This is a genomic window from Myxococcales bacterium (genome assembly GCA_016706225.1).
In the GTDB taxonomy this organism is placed as follows: Bacteria; Myxococcota_A; Polyangia; order Polyangiales; family Polyangiaceae; genus JADJKB01.
In genome coordinates this window covers 219,925-235,395 of the sequence record JADJKB010000002.1, presented here as the reverse complement: position 1 = coordinate 235,395, position 15,471 = coordinate 219,925, and the positions used below count along the sequence as shown (strand labels likewise).

Annotated in this window: 12 protein-coding genes; 6 read left to right on the top strand and 6 right to left on the bottom strand. The window is 66.6% G+C overall.

What is annotated here, in order from left to right; translation table 11 throughout:
• Nucleotide 1: 1 nt before the first annotated feature.
• Entirely contained in the window at nt 2-388 is a 387-nt protein-coding gene (locus IPI67_01180; protein MBK7578791.1) for a hypothetical protein, read from the bottom strand.
• Between the two features lie 29 nt (nt 389-417).
• Entirely contained in the window at nt 418-1,152 is a 735-nt protein-coding gene (gene rnc / locus IPI67_01175; GenBank protein ID MBK7578790.1) for a ribonuclease III, read from the bottom strand.
• A gap of 221 nt (nt 1,153-1,373) precedes the next feature.
• Between rnc and IPI67_01170 the strand changes: the two genes are divergently transcribed.
• Nucleotides 1,374-1,949, top strand: a complete 576-nt coding sequence (locus IPI67_01170; protein MBK7578789.1) for a hypothetical protein — start codon at nt 1,374-1,376, stop codon at nt 1,947-1,949.
• Nucleotides 1,950-1,993: 44 nt separating this feature from the next.
• Nucleotides 1,994-2,851 carry a hypothetical protein gene (locus IPI67_01165; GenBank protein ID MBK7578788.1) on the top strand — a complete coding sequence of 286 codons (858 nt, stop codon included), beginning with the start codon at nt 1,994-1,996 and terminating at the stop codon, nt 2,849-2,851.
• Between the two features lie 4 nt (nt 2,852-2,855).
• Here the strand turns inward: IPI67_01165 and IPI67_01160 are convergent, their stop codons facing one another.
• Nucleotides 2,856-3,968, bottom strand: a complete 1,113-nt coding sequence (locus IPI67_01160) for a hypothetical protein (protein ID MBK7578787.1) — start codon at nt 3,966-3,968, stop codon at nt 2,856-2,858.
• A gap of 133 nt (nt 3,969-4,101) precedes the next feature.
• Here IPI67_01160 and IPI67_01155 point away from each other — a divergent pair, with 133 nt between their 5' ends.
• A complete protein-coding gene (locus IPI67_01155) occupies nt 4,102-4,638 on the top strand; it encodes a tRNA (cytidine(34)-2'-O)-methyltransferase (GenBank protein ID MBK7578786.1) in 537 nt (178 codons plus the stop codon).
• On the opposite strand, the gene IPI67_01150 is transcribed toward IPI67_01155, so the two are convergent.
• Nucleotides 4,628-6,412, bottom strand: coding sequence for a serine/threonine protein kinase (locus IPI67_01150; protein MBK7578785.1), 1,785 nt, complete (start codon nt 6,410-6,412; stop codon nt 4,628-4,630). The genes IPI67_01155 and IPI67_01150 overlap by 11 nt on opposite strands.
• Between IPI67_01150 and IPI67_01145 the strand changes: the two genes are divergently transcribed.
• A complete protein-coding gene (locus IPI67_01145) occupies nt 6,354-8,276 on the top strand; it encodes a hypothetical protein (GenBank protein ID MBK7578784.1) in 1,923 nt (640 codons plus the stop codon). The genes IPI67_01150 and IPI67_01145 overlap by 59 nt on opposite strands.
• Before the next feature lie 18 nt (nt 8,277-8,294).
• Here IPI67_01145 and IPI67_01140 read toward each other — a convergent pair whose 3' ends face one another.
• The gene (locus IPI67_01140) at nt 8,295-10,037 is read right to left on the bottom strand and encodes a DnaJ domain-containing protein (GenBank protein MBK7578783.1); all 1,743 of its coding nucleotides are present in this window, start codon (nt 10,035-10,037) and stop codon (nt 8,295-8,297) included.
• 144 nt (nt 10,038-10,181) lie between these two features.
• On the opposite strand from IPI67_01140, the gene IPI67_01135 reads away from it, so the two are divergent.
• Both IPI67_01135 and IPI67_01130 read left to right on the top strand, forming a co-directional pair.
• Complete coding sequence (locus IPI67_01135; protein ID MBK7578782.1) at nt 10,182-11,558, top strand: sigma-54-dependent Fis family transcriptional regulator; 1,377 nt, start codon at nt 10,182-10,184, stop codon at nt 11,556-11,558.
• Nucleotides 11,559-11,620: 62 nt separating this feature from the next.
• Nucleotides 11,621-12,556, top strand: a complete 936-nt coding sequence (locus IPI67_01130) for a hypothetical protein (protein ID MBK7578781.1) — start codon at nt 11,621-11,623, stop codon at nt 12,554-12,556.
• 1 nt (nt 12,557) lies between these two features.
• On the opposite strand, the gene IPI67_01125 is transcribed toward IPI67_01130, so the two are convergent.
• The gene (locus IPI67_01125; protein ID MBK7578780.1) at nt 12,558-15,407 is read right to left on the bottom strand and encodes a tetratricopeptide repeat protein; all 2,850 of its coding nucleotides are present in this window, start codon (nt 15,405-15,407) and stop codon (nt 12,558-12,560) included.
• Between the last annotated feature and the right edge of the window lie 64 nt (nt 15,408-15,471).

The window sequence follows — 15,471 nt, the reverse complement described above, 5'->3', positions numbered from 1 at the left end:
CTTACTTCTCTCGCAGCGGAAACCCGAGCTGCTTCAAGACTCCGCGCAACACACGCTCTTCGTCGCGAGCCCGCTGCTGATACACCAGGAAACGCTGGGCGTTGCCGTCCTGGGCGGCCTCTGCGGCGCGCTCGTGGTTCTCGAGCACCAACAACAGATGCGGGTGTGCGAGTGCGGCCTCCTTGGGCACGATCATGCTGCTGGCCGCCTTGACCCGCGCTTCGGCGACCGTGTGGATGACACGCGCCAGCTCCTTGTCGGAGAGGCGCCCGCGCAAGTAGTCCGAGTCGTGCGCTGCTTGCTCGATCAACAGTGCGAGGCGATCCAGGTAGCTCCCTGCAAAGGCGGGCTGGGCCGCTGCGAGCACGGCCAGGCCACACAGCAGCATCAAGACGCCACGTCGACTCGGGGAGTGTTTCAAGGCTCGTCTCCTCTGGAATTGCTGGGCTCGACGGGTTTCGGGGCTTCGGCGGCTTCGGCGGCTCCGGCGGGTTTCGCGAGGGCAGCCTGCGCGGCAGCGAACTCGGCGGAGCGTTTTGATTTTCCGCGACCTCGCCCGAGCTCCTTGTTCGCCACGCGCACCGAGACCTCGAACCAGCGGTCATGCGCGGGGCCGCCGCTGTCGATTACCTCGTAGCGCGGTGTGTCCCCGCGCTGGGCTTGAACCAGCTCTTGCAGCTCACTCTTCGGATCGCGAGTGCTGTCGGCATCCAGGTTCTCGAGCTGCGGCTCCAGGATGTTTGCGCATGCAACCCGCGCCGCATCGAGCCCCGAGTCGAGGTAGGCGGCGGCGACCAGCGCCTCGACCGCGTCTGCGAGCACGTTGGTGCTGGCGCGCAGCCCGCTGGACTCCGCACCCTTGCCCAGCAAGAGCGCGTCGGCGATGGAGTTGCCTCGCGCCCAAGCAGCGAGGGCATCGGCGTTGACGAGTCGCGCGCGCAGACGCGTCAGCGAGCCTTCGTCGGCGGTTGGGAAGCGCTGATACAGGAGCTCACTCGCGCACAGACCGAGCACCGCATCACCGAGGAACTCGAGCCGCTGATTGTCGGGCTCCCCGCGTTGTTCGTTGGCAAAGCTCGGGTGAGTGAGCGCAACCTTGAGGTGAGGGGCGAGCTCCGTGAGCCCGAATTGTCGTGCAATCTGCGTGAGCATCGTCGACCCGCGGGGCCCAAGGTGTAGCCAAATCAGGGCGGATGTCACCCAAGAGCGTCAGGGAACCAAACGACCCGCTCCTTGTCGGTGCTTCGGAGGCGCGAATCATCGTGGGATATGCTGTTGCCGTGGCCCGACTTCTGGCCTGTCCGTTCTGCCGCGAGCTCTTCCCCTCTGGGGAGGCGAAAGCCTGCCCAGAGTGCGGAGTTTCCCTGCAATCCTTGTCCAAGCTACCCCCGAGCCTCGACGCTCTGGGCGACGAGATCGAGGAAGGGCAGGTCACCCCCCCTGAGCATCGGGAGCTGCCGTGGAATTATTTTGGGCGAGGCAGGGGGGCACTGCTCGCACTCGCAGTCCTCGGCCTCATTGCGTTTCTGTCTCCCTGGGTCGCAGTCACGGCGCCCAACTTGGTGACCCTGAGTGGCTTCGACCTTGCTCGAGGCCGCGCAGGCTGGCTCTGGGGCGGCGCGGTGGGCTGGTTCATCATGCTTCCGCTGGTCTGGACCCGACGCACGATCGCCAAGATGCGCGGCGTACGCATGGTGACGATGGCGTTTGCTGCGCTCACAGCGGTCGAGGTCGGCATGATGTTGTCTCTGCCGCCGCAGAGCAGCCACTTGCGCCCGGTCGAGCTCAGCTGGAGCTGGGGCATCTACCTGAGCGGTCTGGTTTCGCTGGTCGGAGCGATCGTCGCCGCCCGATTCGGCGGTAGGATCGATGACTTGCCCGCGGTCCCGTGGCGTGACGACCGCGGTCGCCGACAGCGCGAGTCGAGTGACGGCGAGACGCTCCACTGAGGGCGCCCCTCGCGGAAAGCACCAACTCGTGCTAGCGCTCGGACGTGCGGCGAGCGGGACAGAACGGCTCCCGAGGGGGGCTAGCGGCGGACGAGTCGAAGGCGGATCTCTCCGCCGAGAGTGATTCTGCGCTCGAGCTCGTCGATGTCCCGGCTGCCGTCGTCTGTGCGTTGTGCGGCGATCCTGGCTGCATGGGCTGCGGCAACGACGACGAGACCACACAGACCTCCGGCATCATCGCCATCGTGCCCTGGGAGCGCCCAGGTGGTTCCATGGGTCGCCTGTGGAGCACCGCCAAGCTCACCACCCTCAGCTCCGATTCTTTCTTCGCCGCGCTCCCGGATGGCGAGCTAGCCGGACCGCTGCGCTTCGCGGTACTGGCCGAAGGCCTGGCCGTGCTTGGAATGGGCGTCGTTGCCTTGCCCGTTGTCCTGGCGTTTGCACCCTGGTTGCTGGAGGCAGTGGGGCGAGACGCCTATCTGCGCGCCTGGCTCATCAAGGTCCTGGGGCTGGGCATGCCGGCCCTCGCCTTGTTCATGGTCGTGCTCCACACCCTCCACGGGCTGAGCCTCGACCTCGGAGCCCGGCGTGTCGGCGCACGCGCTCGAACCTCCCGCGGCCTGCGCTTCGGGCTGTACTCATGCGGTTGGGATTTAATCACGCTGCCCGCCGGGATCGGGATGTTGGCGATCACCGACGGGTTCGGCGCCGCGCGCCGCGCTGCACCGATGTCGCTGACGGTGCCCCGCAGCGCGACGCGTGCGTTTCTACGCGGCGTCTACCAGCTCGACGGGGACGCCTTCCGCAAGGCGTCCCGCAGCTCGATGTGGATCGCAGGCCTGTTGGCGGTGGTGGCGGGCGCGGTGTTCGCGGCGGCAATGGCCTTCGCGGCGCTCGCCTGAGACCTCAGAACATCGCGCCAAGCTCGAGCGAAACCGTCCACTGGCGGGGAGTACCGTCGAGGTCTTTCTTGTCGGCGTCCGAGTTCTGCGCGTCCGCGGGATCGACGATGTCCGTGATGAACTGCCCGCCGACCATGACCATCTCGTAGCGGTAGTTCAGGCCGAAGATCAGGCGCTGGCGCTCGAGGCGCGTCTTCTTGAAGACGGCGTTGTTGTTGAAGTCGAGCGGCGAGCCGCCAACACAGACCGGCTGCCCGTCGTACTGCCCAGCCGGTTTGCTGGCGTCCGGGTTACCCGGCAGGTTCGCGCCCGCGTAGTTGCAATAGCCCACTGCGTCGGTCGCAGGAGTCAGGTCCACCAGCCCGGAATCGCCGAAGATCCACACGTACTGATACCCGACGTACGGCGTGATCACCGACGAGTCGGCGATCGGCAGCGGCTTCGAGATCTGGACGTCGAGCCCGGCCACCGTCATCTGAAACTGCGGCGTGCCCGTGATCGTCCGCACGCCGCCGCCGACGGCGATGTCCGGCAGGATCCCCGGGACGCCGCTGCGGAAACCCTCGAGCAGCGAGATGCGCACGTCCGCGCCACCGGAGATGATGCTGGTGTTGGGCATGAAGCCCACTTGACCGGTGAGCTCCAGGCCGAAGCCAAAGCTCTTGCGAATCTTCACCGAGTACAGCGAGAGAACGTCCGACGGACTCGAGTTCTGGATCGACGCCTTGTTGCTGTTGGGGTCGATCTTGCCGCGGGTGCCGCGCTTCCAGTAGTCGGCGCCGGAATCGATCTTCGTGTAGTCGGCTTCCATCGACAGGTGGAAGCCGCCGAAGCCGGTCGTGCGCGCCGAGTGCATGGCGGTCGGGGCAAAGGCGAAGCCGAACTGATTGATCAGGCGCTTGAACGCCTTGTGGTCCGGACTGCACCAGGCCCGTCCCGTGTCCGCCTGGAGTTGCGCGAGCGTCGTGGGGTCGTCCACGTACTCACCGCCATTGGTCCGACAACGCGAGTCCGTCACCAGGCGCTCGAGCGCTGGATCCATGGGCTCGGCCGCCGCCAAAGAGGCAGCGGTCGTCACGAAAATCCCAGTAACTAGCGCTGCGTAGCGAGCCTTCATTCCCACCGCAATCTCCGCCGGGCGAGGCTACTTGCCGGCTGGGATCATCGTCAAGCTCGGGGACCCTTGCCCGGCCATTGGGCCGCTTCTTGGGGGCTGTCCGCCCCTCCGGCGCGGGGCTTAAGCTGAGCCCATGTCGGGCGCTTGGCGGCTCAGGGGGCAGGAGGCCGAGCGCCCCTTCCACATCGTGCTGGTCGAGCCAGAAATCCCGCCGAACACGGGAAACGTGGCGCGGATCTGCGCCGCCACGAGCTGCCCACTCCACCTCGTCGGGAGGCTGGGATTCAGGATTGACGAGCACGCGGTGCGCCGCGCGGGCCTCGACTACTGGCACCTGGTCGAGCTCCGGCAGCACGAAAATTTGATCGGCGCGGAGCAGACCATCCAGGCGCTTTGCGCGCCGGTCCGTCCCCGGAGCTGGTTTCTGAGCGCCAAGGCCAGGCGGAGTTACCTCGAGGTCGAGTACCAGCTGGGGGACGCGCTCGTGTTCGGCAAGGAGAGCGTCGGACTCCCGAGCGAGCTCTTGGCCGAGCGAGAAGAATGGACGCTCGGCATTCCGACTCTCGGTGCGGTGCGCTCGCACAACCTGGGCAATGCCGTCGCCATCGTGGTCTACGAAGCACTGCGACAGACCGGACTGCTCACCCCCCGCGCGGCTCTCAGCGAATGATCACCCGCGGTGACGGGTCGGTGAAGTCGGCGTGCACGGTGCGCTTGCCCCCGGGACCCAGCGTCACCTGCGCACCCGTGCGAAGGCCCAAGGTCGTGTTCTCGAAGCTCACGAAATAACTCCCGGGTGCGAGCTGCACTCCGCTGACCGGAGTCACTCCATACGACCTGCCGGACACACTGACGGAGCTCGGGGGAGATGCGGTGAGCGTGAGCAGCGCCCGCGCACCGGGCTCGACCGCAGGGACTTCGGCCGTCGGGGCGGAAGCAGAGCCCGGCGCTGGACGTGGTGAAGATGCAGGCGCGCTCGGGGCCGGTCGAACGGGTGTCTTCTCGACGGAGCCCGCGGGGACCGCAGCGCTCGGCTCCGAAGAGGGCACCGAGGGCACGGTATTGCTGGTGCTGGCGCGGGGGCTCTCGCCGGTAGAAACCCGCTCACGGTTCGGATTTTCGGGCGCGCCGCCCGCAGGTGGCGGTTTTGTGCCCCACCAGATCGCGCCGGCCACCACCGCTACCGCCAGCAGCGAGACCAGCGGCCGACCCGCCCGATTGGGCTGTGTGCGCCGTCCGCTGTCCTCTGCGGTCGCGGGCGCCGGCTCTTCTCTTCCACTCTCGGCCGAGGACTCATCGGCGCCGTCCTCCGCGGGTTCTTCGAGGGGACGGGTCGACATCACTTCGCTCGGGACGACGGGCTCGACGACCGCGTCGACCGGCGGCGGAGCAACACTCGGCAGTTTGCGGGTCCACTCGACGAGGTCGTTCCGCACCGCGAAGGTCTGAGTGTCGCCGATGCTGGGCGCGCGCACACGACCCGTCTTCTGCTCCGCCAGGCCCGACTCGTCCGCGCCTTCTTCCGATTGGCCGAGCAGCCATGGGCTCGACGCGAGCAGCTTGCGGCGCGTCTTCCGGACGCGCGCGCCAATGCGCCGCTCCAGGTCACCGAGATCCGCAGTCTTCACGAACTCCCGCAGCGGTCGCGCCAGGAGCTCTGCCGATTGAGGTCGATCAACTGGACGCGCGGCCACCGCCGAGGCGATCAAATCGGCAATCGGCTGCAGCTCCGCATGCTCGGCGTCGACCGGCGGCGGCGCCGTTGCCAGCGCTTGCAGGCATTCTGCAGGGGTTTTCCGCCGAAACGGCGGCTTCCCGGTCCAGGCTTCGATCAACAGCACGCCGACCGCAAACACATCCGTGGCCGGCGTCAGCGCGTCGCCCGCGATCTGTTCCGGGGGCATGTGGCCCGGCGAGCCGAAGAGCTCGCCCTTCTTTACCCCGCCTTCTTCCGGCAAGGTCACCGGTGCGGCGATGCCAAAGTCGATGATGCGCACCGCCCCTTCTTCATCGAGCATCACGTTGCGCGGTGTAATGTCCCGATGAACGATGCTCGCCTTGCGGTGTGCGTAATCGAGGGCGCGGCACAGCTCGATTCCCAGGTAGGCACCCTCTTCGGCCGAGAGAACTCCGGTCTCGGCGAGTACCTCCGAGAGCGTCAGGCCCTCGCAGAACTCCATCGCGATGTAATAGATCCCCTGTTCGACCCCGAGCTCGTAGACCGGTACGATGTTGGGGTGCCCCAGCTCGACAGCAGTCTTGGCTTCCTCGACGAAGCGCCGCACGAACGCCTCGTCCGACGCCAACTCTGGACGGATCTGCTTCACAACGAGACGCTTCTCGAAGCCGACCGCCCCGCGTAAGGTGGCGAGGTAGACCCGCGCCATGCCTCCCGCCGCGATCTCCCGCTCGAGCACGTACTTGCCGAAGAGCTGGGGAAACATCAGTCTGGGCAAGCCTAGCGCCGTCTGGGCAATTCTGCTGCTTTGTGGCTGTACTCCCGAGCCCGAGCCGGACCGGATCCTGCGCATCGAGGCCCACTTGCCTGCTGCCCTCGACGCACTGCCGAGCACCATCTCGGTCGAGCTCACGGCGCTGGGCGACTTCGAGGGTTCAGCCATCACCAGCAAGATCGCCCCGGGGGACGCCCGGGGCCTCGGACTGCCGTTTCCCGCGACCACCCGTGCCGTCAACGCCCTCGGCCAGAGTGGCAGCGAAGAGTTCCTCGGCGTCGGCAGCGCCAGCACCAACGGTAACATCGACGTGCTGCTCTGGCGCGCCACAGGCACGACCCCGCTCTGGCCCACAGGCGGCGCCAATTTTCCGACCGACGCCGAGGGCGCCGCCGTCGGTTTGGACCCACAAGCACGCACGTTGCTCGTGGCAGGCGCGCTGGTGAGCAGCGCCGACGCGAGCCGAGCCTTCCGCGTCGGACTCGCGGACGGGAGCGCGGAGGAAGTCGTCGACGGCATGCTCCCGGCGCGCGCGTTCGCGAGCGTCACCGCGTTCGGCACCGACTTCATGTTGCTGGCCGGCGGTGTCGATCCAACGCTCGCGGGCGGCGATCTCGCGTCGTCGCCGCCACTCGCATCAGCCTCGGAGTACCGCGTCTCCACGGCGCGCTTCGACCGCACGAAGCTGATTCCCCTGGCACAACCCCGCGCGCGCCACGCCGCCGTGGTGCTCACGAACGGCGAGACGTTGCTGGTCGGTGGTCAGGGCCCAGGCGCTGTCGCACTCTCGTCGCTCGAGGCGATCTCACCCAAAGATCGCGCAGCGCGCATCGCCGGGCTCGCGACTCTCTCGCGACCGCGTATCGGGCCGCAGGCCATCAGGTTGACCGACGGTCGAGTGCTCGTCGCAGGAGGAACCAAGGACGGCGCACCGGTTGGTGTCCTCGAGTGGCTGACGCCGGATGCTCACGCGTTGACGCTGTTGCTGGAGAACCTGGTCCTCGCCTCCAGCCACTCCTTCGTCGCCATGCCGGGCGGCGGTGTGCTGGGCGTGGGAGTGTGCTTGCCGAAGGGCGTGCAGGCCTGCCTCGGCGACGTCCCGAAGAGCAGTGTCACTTGGTTTCGCAGCGACGGCACCCCGGATGCGCTGCCGAAGCTCGCGTTTTCGCCGAGCAAGGTCAGCCTGATCCGAGCGAACGACGGTGAACCGTGGTTGTACGCGACGACAACCGGCGGACAGGTCTGGAAACGCTTCGACCCCTGGACCGCTTCGTTCGACGAGCCCGTGCGCCGGCCTTCATCGGGCCCGGACGCGGCACTGCCAGGTCCTCTTGCGGTGGACTCCGGCGCCTTCGTTTGGCTCGAAAAGGGCGCCACCGTGCGCTTGAGCGGTTTTCGTCACGACGTGCGCGGCCCCTACGCTCGCGACGTAGCACCACTTTTGCTCACGGGCCGAGAGCACATGGTGCCGAATCGATTCCCGTCGAACCTGTCGAGCGCGGGCATCGAGTTTGGCTCGACCGGTCTGGGGTTGTCCGGCACCGAAGCGTTGGTCTCCGTTGCCGATACCGACTACGCCGGTGTCGAGCTGGCAATCACACTCTCGTCAGGGCCGCCGCCGGTCGTCGTGCTCGGCGACACGCGCCTGGGCGGTTCCGAGTGTGAGTGGCCATCGAGCGAGCCCGCAGAACCGGGCGAGCTGCTCACTCTGCTCCGACATACGAGCCAGGTCGTGCTATCGCGCAACGGCAAGAGCAGGACCTGCCCGAGCCCCAAGGGCAGACTGGGCATTGCGCTCTCCGCCAGCGGTTCGACGCCGAGCTTCGTCCGAGCGATCGAGATCCGCCGCCGCTGATAATGCAGCGTCGGACGCTCAGCGCTTGAAGAACTTCCCGAGCAGCCCGCCTTTTTCTTCTTTGCCCTTGCCGGGCGCAATCGACCGTTTGTTCGACGGGGCGTCGCCGCCGCGCATGGTGAAGAGGCGAACCTCGCGCGTAGCGTCGAGGTTGTTCGGGTTCCGTCGGGCGACCCAGTGGAAGTCCTTCACGGCTAGCTCGAGCTGGCCTGCTCGCTTCAAGAGCTCGCCACGAGCCATGCGCACGCGTTCGTTCTCGGGTTCGCGCTTCACGGCGTCATCCATCATGGTGATGAACTCGTGCCAGTCCCCCTTCGCCGCGCGCTCCGGCCTCTGCGAAACACATTGCACCCAGAGCGCCAGATACTCCGCCTGTGCCGGGTCGTCGTCCTTGGCCTGCCGCGCCAGCGTCTCGGCTTCCGCGAGGTTGCCCTTTCGGAAATAAACCGTGGCTTTCTGGTAGGCGAGGACGGCCCCCATGATCTTGTTGACCTCTTCCTGCTCGACCTCGGTGCCGCCGCCGTCTCGGACCAGCTCGTCGTAGTCACGGCGCCGCTGCTCGTCGGTCAGCGTCTGGTGCGCCTCGGTCATCTTGCTGAAGAGCTTCATCGCTTCTTCGCGCACGGGCGCGAAATCGGGGCTCAGCCGATCCGGATGCCACTTCTTCGCGAGCTGGTAGAAGGCCGCAGAGATCTCGGCGCTCGCCGACTTCACGGGCACACCCAGCATCTCGTAGTAGTTCTGACTGGGTGCGGCCTCCAGGCGCACGTTGAGCTCGCGGCGAAACTCGGCGAGGGGCGCCGGCTCGCTGCCACGGACCGAGTCCGGCGCGCCACGACTCGAAGGCGGGCCCGCCGACGACGGAGACGACCCGAGCGGGAACGAAGGGATCGAGGGTTCGTCGCTCACCGACACCTCGACGGGCGCTGGCATGCGGCGACCTGCGGGAGGTGCGGGAGGCGCCGCCGCCTGGCGCGCTGCTGGGCGGGCGGGGGGAGGCATGCCTGCAGCGCCGCTCGGGACGCCGAGCGGCGGAACACCCAGATCGAGGTGACGCGTGATCATCAGCGTATAGACCATGCGTTTCACGTCGGACGGATCACCGACTCCGCTCGCCACGAGCTCGTCCAGCGGCTGCGGTTTGGCACGCAGCACGTCGAGCACGGGACGCTCGGCGTCCGAGAACTGAAACCGTGCGAGCTGGGCATGGGAGTGCAGCCGCAGCACTCGCGACCCGAGCTTGCCGACGGCCGCGTCGATCCGTTTCAAGTTCTCGTAGCGACGAATGCCGCGCCAAATCAACTTCAACGGTTCGAGCTGCACCGGCCCGCCGCCCCAGCGTTCCAGAAAATTCTGATCCGCGTAGAAGCCGTAGGCGGTCTGCGGTCCCAGCGAGAACATCCACAGAACCTGACGCTGAAGCTGCTCGGACAGCGCCGCATCGAGGGTCTCTTGGTCGAGCGCTCGCGCCTCGACCAACAACTTTCCGTGCAGCGCGCGCTCCTTCGCCACGCGGGTGAGCGTCTTGTTGTAAATGTCCTCGTCGATCTTGCCGAGCTCGAGCAAGAGTCGCCCGAGGTGGATCACCGGCTGACCCGTCTTGGCGTTCGCCGGCGCTCCGTTCAAGAAGTAGAGCGCGCTCTTTTTCCGGTCACTGCCCTGAAAGACGAACGAGCCGGTCAGTTGTTTGTCGAGGGCGTAGACCAGGAGCTGGGAGAGCGGCGTCGTCTCCAGGTTTCCTGTCGCCGTCGGCTTGGACATGAGAGCGGTCAGCCTAGCAGAGCCTCGCCGCTGCGGAACCGGCCCGGAAGCCCTCGGGAAATTTCCGCCGCGGGCGCGACCTTTGGCCGTCCGGCCCGCCCGCCGCTTGGCCTCGGGCCGCGGGCTTGGCAAGGTCGCCTTCCCATGCCTCGCGGCCAAGTCCTCGTCGTGGACGACGAGCCCTCGATCCTGAACACCCTGAAGAAGGCGTTGTCGCTGGAGGGCTACACCGTCGACGTCGCGGGGGGTGTCGGCTTGGCTCTCGAACGCCTCGCCAAGAAGACCTACGACGTGCTCCTGCTCGACGTGTCGTTGCCCGACGGTAACGGCATCGAGCTGCTCGAGCGGCTGCGAAAGTCCGGCGTGGACACACCCGTCATCATGATGAGTGGTCACGCCACCATCGACACGGCGGTGCGGGCGACCCGCCTCGGTGCGCTCGATTTCCTGGAAAAACCGGTGTCGACGGACCGACTGCTGGTCGTCCTGGAGAACACCCTGCGCCTGATGCGGGCCGAGGAGGAGGCAGCCGAACTGCGGGCCGAGGCGGGGTTCTTCGACGACCTCATCGGCGAGAGCCGCGCGATGAAGGAGCTACGTGAGCACGTGACTCGCGCCGCCAAGGCTGCGGCGAGCGTGCTCATCACGGGGGAACGAGGCACCGGAAAAGAGCTCGTCGCTCGCGCCATTCACCGGGCGTCCCCGCGCGCGAAGGGCCCCTACGAAAAGCTGAATTGCGCGGCTATTCCTGCCGATCTCATCGAGAGTGAGCTGTTTGGTCACGAGGCGGGCGCGTTCACCGGTGCAACCAAACAGCGCCGCGGAAAGTTCGAGCGGGCCCACGCCGGCACGTTGTTCCTGGACGAAGTGGGGGACATGCCGCTCGCGATGCAGGCAAAGCTCCTGCGTGTGCTTCAAGAGCGGGAGATCGAGCGCGTTGGTGGCAACGACGTCTTGAAGGTGGACGTGCGAGTCGTCGCCGCGACCAACCGCGACTTGATCGCGGCGTGTCGTGAGGGGCAATTTCGCCCCGACCTCTACGACCGCCTGAACGTGCTGCCGCTCGAGTTGCCGCCGTTGCGGGCGCGGCGCGAGGACACTCCGCTCTTGGCCAGCCACTTCCTCACGCAAGCGGCGCGAGCCAATGCCAGACCGGGCGTCTCACTGGAGCCTTCCGCGGTCGAGGCCCTGACGCGGCACGCATTCCCTGGCAACGTGCGCGAGCTCAGGAACCTGATCGAACGCCTGGTCATCCTGAGCCCCGACGACCAGATCACGGCTGACGACGTGGCGCGATCCCTCGGCATGTCGGCATCCCCGGGGAACGCGGGGCTGTATCGTCCCGGGATCCCGTTTCGTGTGCTGGTGGAGGAAGCCGAGCGCACGATCTTGGAAGAGGCGATGGCGCACCACACGGGGCAGATGGCGGCGACCGCGCGCGCCCTCGGGCTCGAGCGGAGCCACCTCTACAAAAAAGCGAAAGCCCTCGGCCTGCGCGGCAAAGACGAGCCAGAAGAATGATGGAAGCCGCCGGAGTTCGCCCGCGAATGGGCAGCGACCCACAGGCCCGGTACAATCGCCGGGTGAGAACCGCCCGCTTCGCCGTCGTAGTCGTCACGGTGCTATTCGCCGCGGTCACACTGGCACCCGGTTGCGGCACCCGGACCGGGTTGCGCTCGCTCGATGATGACGCCGGAGTCGGCGGTTCGGGCGGCTCGGACTCGGGCGTCGCCTGCGGCGACGGCAAGTGCAAGGGCGGCGAGTCTTGCAGCTCTTGCCCCCTCGACTGCGGCCTGTGCAAGACCTGCGACGACGGCACGTGCGACCCGGACGAGAGCTGTGACTCGTGCCCCGAGGACTGCGGCCTATGTTCGACCTGCGGGAACGGCAGCTGCGACCCGAGCGAGAGCTGTCTCTCGTGCTCCGAAGATTGCGGCGCATGCCCGACCTGTGGTGATGGCTTCTGCAAACTGCCCGAGACCTGTCAGTCTTGCGCCCCCGATTGTGGAAAATGCGAGAGCTGTGGCAACGGCAGTTGCAGCCAGGCCAACGGCGAGTCGTGTTTCACTTGCCCGGAAGATTGCGGCAAGTGCGCAGGCTGCGGCGACGGCAAATGCGCCGGCAGCGAGACCTGCGCGTCGTGTACGCAGGACTGTGGTGTGTGCAGCGTGTGCGGTAACGGGAAATGTGAGGCAGACCAGTTCGAGACCTGCTCGAACTGTCACCAGGATTGCGGCGACTGCGAGCTGGTCTCGTGTTTCCAGATCGTGACCTGCGCGCTCGGCTGCGTTCAGCTGCAGCAGGAACCGCCCGAGTTCAGCATCACTTGCGTCGCCAACTGCGTGGCAAAAGGCTGCGCCGACGTGCAATTCTTCGTCGACCAGACGCTGAACTGCGCGTACCAGCACATCAGCGAGATCTCGGACTGCGCCAGCGGCCCAGGCAGCATCATCCAGTGCGCCCAGAAGTTCTGCGGGCCCGAGGTCAAGGCGTGTCTGTCGGCGTCCTGCCCCGGCTGACTCAGAGCTTCAGCTTCTTCAGGCGGGCGTTCTCCGGATCGAGCTTCCGGGCCAAGGCCGCGTGTTTCTGCGCGGCCGGGCGATTCGGCACCAGCAAGTAGGTCTCCGCCAGCTGTGCGTGGGCGTCCGCCTTCTCCTTCGGGCGACCGGGACACAGGACCGCGCTCTCGAGCTCGTAGACCGCGCGCGGAATCATCTTGTTCGCGACCAGCACCTCGGCGAAGAGCGCGTGGGTCGCGAGGCCGTTCACCTCGACCCACACGGCCGCTTCACCGGCAGCCTTGGCCTCCTTGTATTTCTTCTTGTCGAGCAGCGCGCGCATCAGCCGTCGGTGCACGCGGCCGTCGTGCTCTTCGAGCTTTGCGAGCTCGCTGAGTCCCGCCAGCTCTTCGTCCGCCTTGCCCTGTTTCTTGGCGAGATCGACCAACGCCTGGATGGGCTCCGACGCCATCGGGTCCAGGCTGTGGGCGTTCTGGAACGCCTGTTTCATGCCGGCGGCGTCACCCCTTGCCTCCGCGACGTCAGCCAGCGCCATCTGCACCGCAAAGCCATCGTTCTTGCCGTCGACCAGGCTCTTGAGCAGGCTCTCCGCCGCGGGAACCTCCTTCTTCCCGAGCGCCATCCGAGCCTTGATCCAGATGGCATCGGGGAACTTCGGGTCGATGGCGAGCGCCGCCGCGAGCGCAGCCAGACCTTCGTCCTTCTTGCCGCTCTTCAGCGCCGCCAGGGCGAACACCGTCTGCTTCATCGGATCCTTCGCGGCCTTCTCCGCCTCGGCTTTGGCCTTTTCGTAGGAGCCGGTCCGCGAAATCGGAACGAACTGGGTCTTGTAACGGACGAGGCGCTGCTCCGCCCAGCTGCGGAACTCCTTGTCGAGCGCATCGGGGCTCTGGCCGAGCACCTTCTGCACGACGTCTGGTGTCGCCGTCCCATCACCCCACGCCCTGAGCATGTCCGCCATCTTCGCCATGCCGTGACGCTTCACGAGCATGACCATGATCTGGCTGGAGGCGTAGTAGGCGGTGGCGACGTCGTTCATCTCTTCGGCGCGCGTGAAGGCCTTGGTCATCGCGCCGACCTGCGGCAGACGGTTGTCGCGCAGCGCATGAAAGAGATCGGGATCGTGCTCGCGACTCCACTCCTGGCGCTCCGACAGGGTCTCGTACTCCGCGAGCCCCTCGGTGAACCAACGCGGCACGTGGGCCTTCGAGAGCTGGATGTGAAACACGTGCGCCAGCTCGTGCCACAGCGTCATGCCCAGGTTGAAATGCTCTTCTTTGGGGCTCATCGACGCCAGCGTTTTGCCGAAACAAACCCCCTGGATCGCCGTGGTAGGCAGGCCGCTGGTGCGGATCGCGAAGTTTTGTCGCTCCGCGTACAGCTCGACGCCGACCGGCGTGGTGGGCGTGAAGCCGTACGCCTTGACGAACTTGCGCCAGGCCGTGTCCATCATGCCCGGGACGTAGCGTTCGAGAATGTCCTTCTCTTCCTTGTGGTAGCGGAAGGTGAACTGTTTGTGCTTCACCGTGACGTAGTTCTGCGGGATGTCCTTCTCGTAGAGGTTCAGCGTGTTGTACACACGCACGTTGAACGGATCCTTGTCGAAGGCCGTCTTCAGCGACTTCAGCGCGTCGTCGTCCCGACCCGCGCGGATCAGGTTCAGCCCGAGCTGCGCATGCGCCTTGGCGTCCTGTCGGTCGATCTTCACCGCCTCTTCCATCATCTTCACGATCTCGTCGTATCGATGCTCCCAGTCGGCGAAATCCCCGATGATCTGGAACATGCGGGTGTAGCGCGGGTTCAGCGTGAGCACGGTCTTCTTGGCCTGTTCGAAGCCCGGGCTGTCATCGGCCAAGAAGCGTTCTGCCGCGCGCATGCTGAGCAGGTCCAGATCACGAGGATTGTTCTTCAGCCCTGCCGCGACCTGTTTCTCGGCCTCCGCCAGCTCCATGTCGCGCAGCGCGATGCCCGCCAGCACCACGTAGGGGCCGGTCAGCTTCGGGTTCACCGCGAGTGCCTTCTTCGCCAGACGTTCGGCCTCGTCGAAATCGAAGGCTTGGTCGAGTTTCACGAACGCCATCGTGGCGTTCGCTTCCGGGTGATCCGGGGCCTTGGCCAAGATCTCCTTGATCACCTCTTCAGCGTGACCGGGATCGTACTTTTCGAGGAACAGCTCACCCCGCCAGAGCAAGGTCTGAACGTCGCCCTTCAGCACACGCTCGGACTCGTTGAAGGCGTCGTTGGCGTCCCGCGGAGAGCGCAGCAGGTGGGCGGCACGCCCGACCAGCGACAGACCTGGACCGTCGCTCTTCGGGATCTTGTCGTCGTTGTAGTCGTTGATGATCGTCATCAGCACGGCTTCGGCGTCCTGCTCCGCGCCGCGTTCGAGCAGCACCTCTCCGAGCAACAGTCGCGCGCGCCGCGCGTCAGGATCTTTCTCCACCTTGCGCAGCGCGGCCTCGGCCTCGGCGATCTTGCCCTGGCGGCGCAACGCCTCGCCTTCGACCCAGGCCGCTTCGGCCTTCAGGGTCTTGCCTTTGCCAGCGCGACCTGCGGCCGCCACAGCGTCGGCATATCGCCCCGTCGAAAGCAGCGTCTCCGCCAGGCCAAGCTCGGCCTCCGCGCGTTTGCCACCGCCGAGCGCGGCGCGAAAATGCGCCTCGGCGTCAGCGTACTTGCTGGCTTCGAGCGCCTCGCGGCCCGCCTTCAATCGATCCGCGACCGGCGCCGGCTTTTTCCCGGCGGTCTTTGCTGGCGCGGCCTTGGCAGGTTGGGCCACGGCGGGGGCGCAGGCGAACAGCTGCGCGCTGAACAACGACGACAGGACCAAAATCGAAGGACGAGCTCGCATGTTGGGGCACTCCGCTTGAGACGTCTCTACCGTACTCGCAATTGGGTGGGGGGCGATCTCCGGC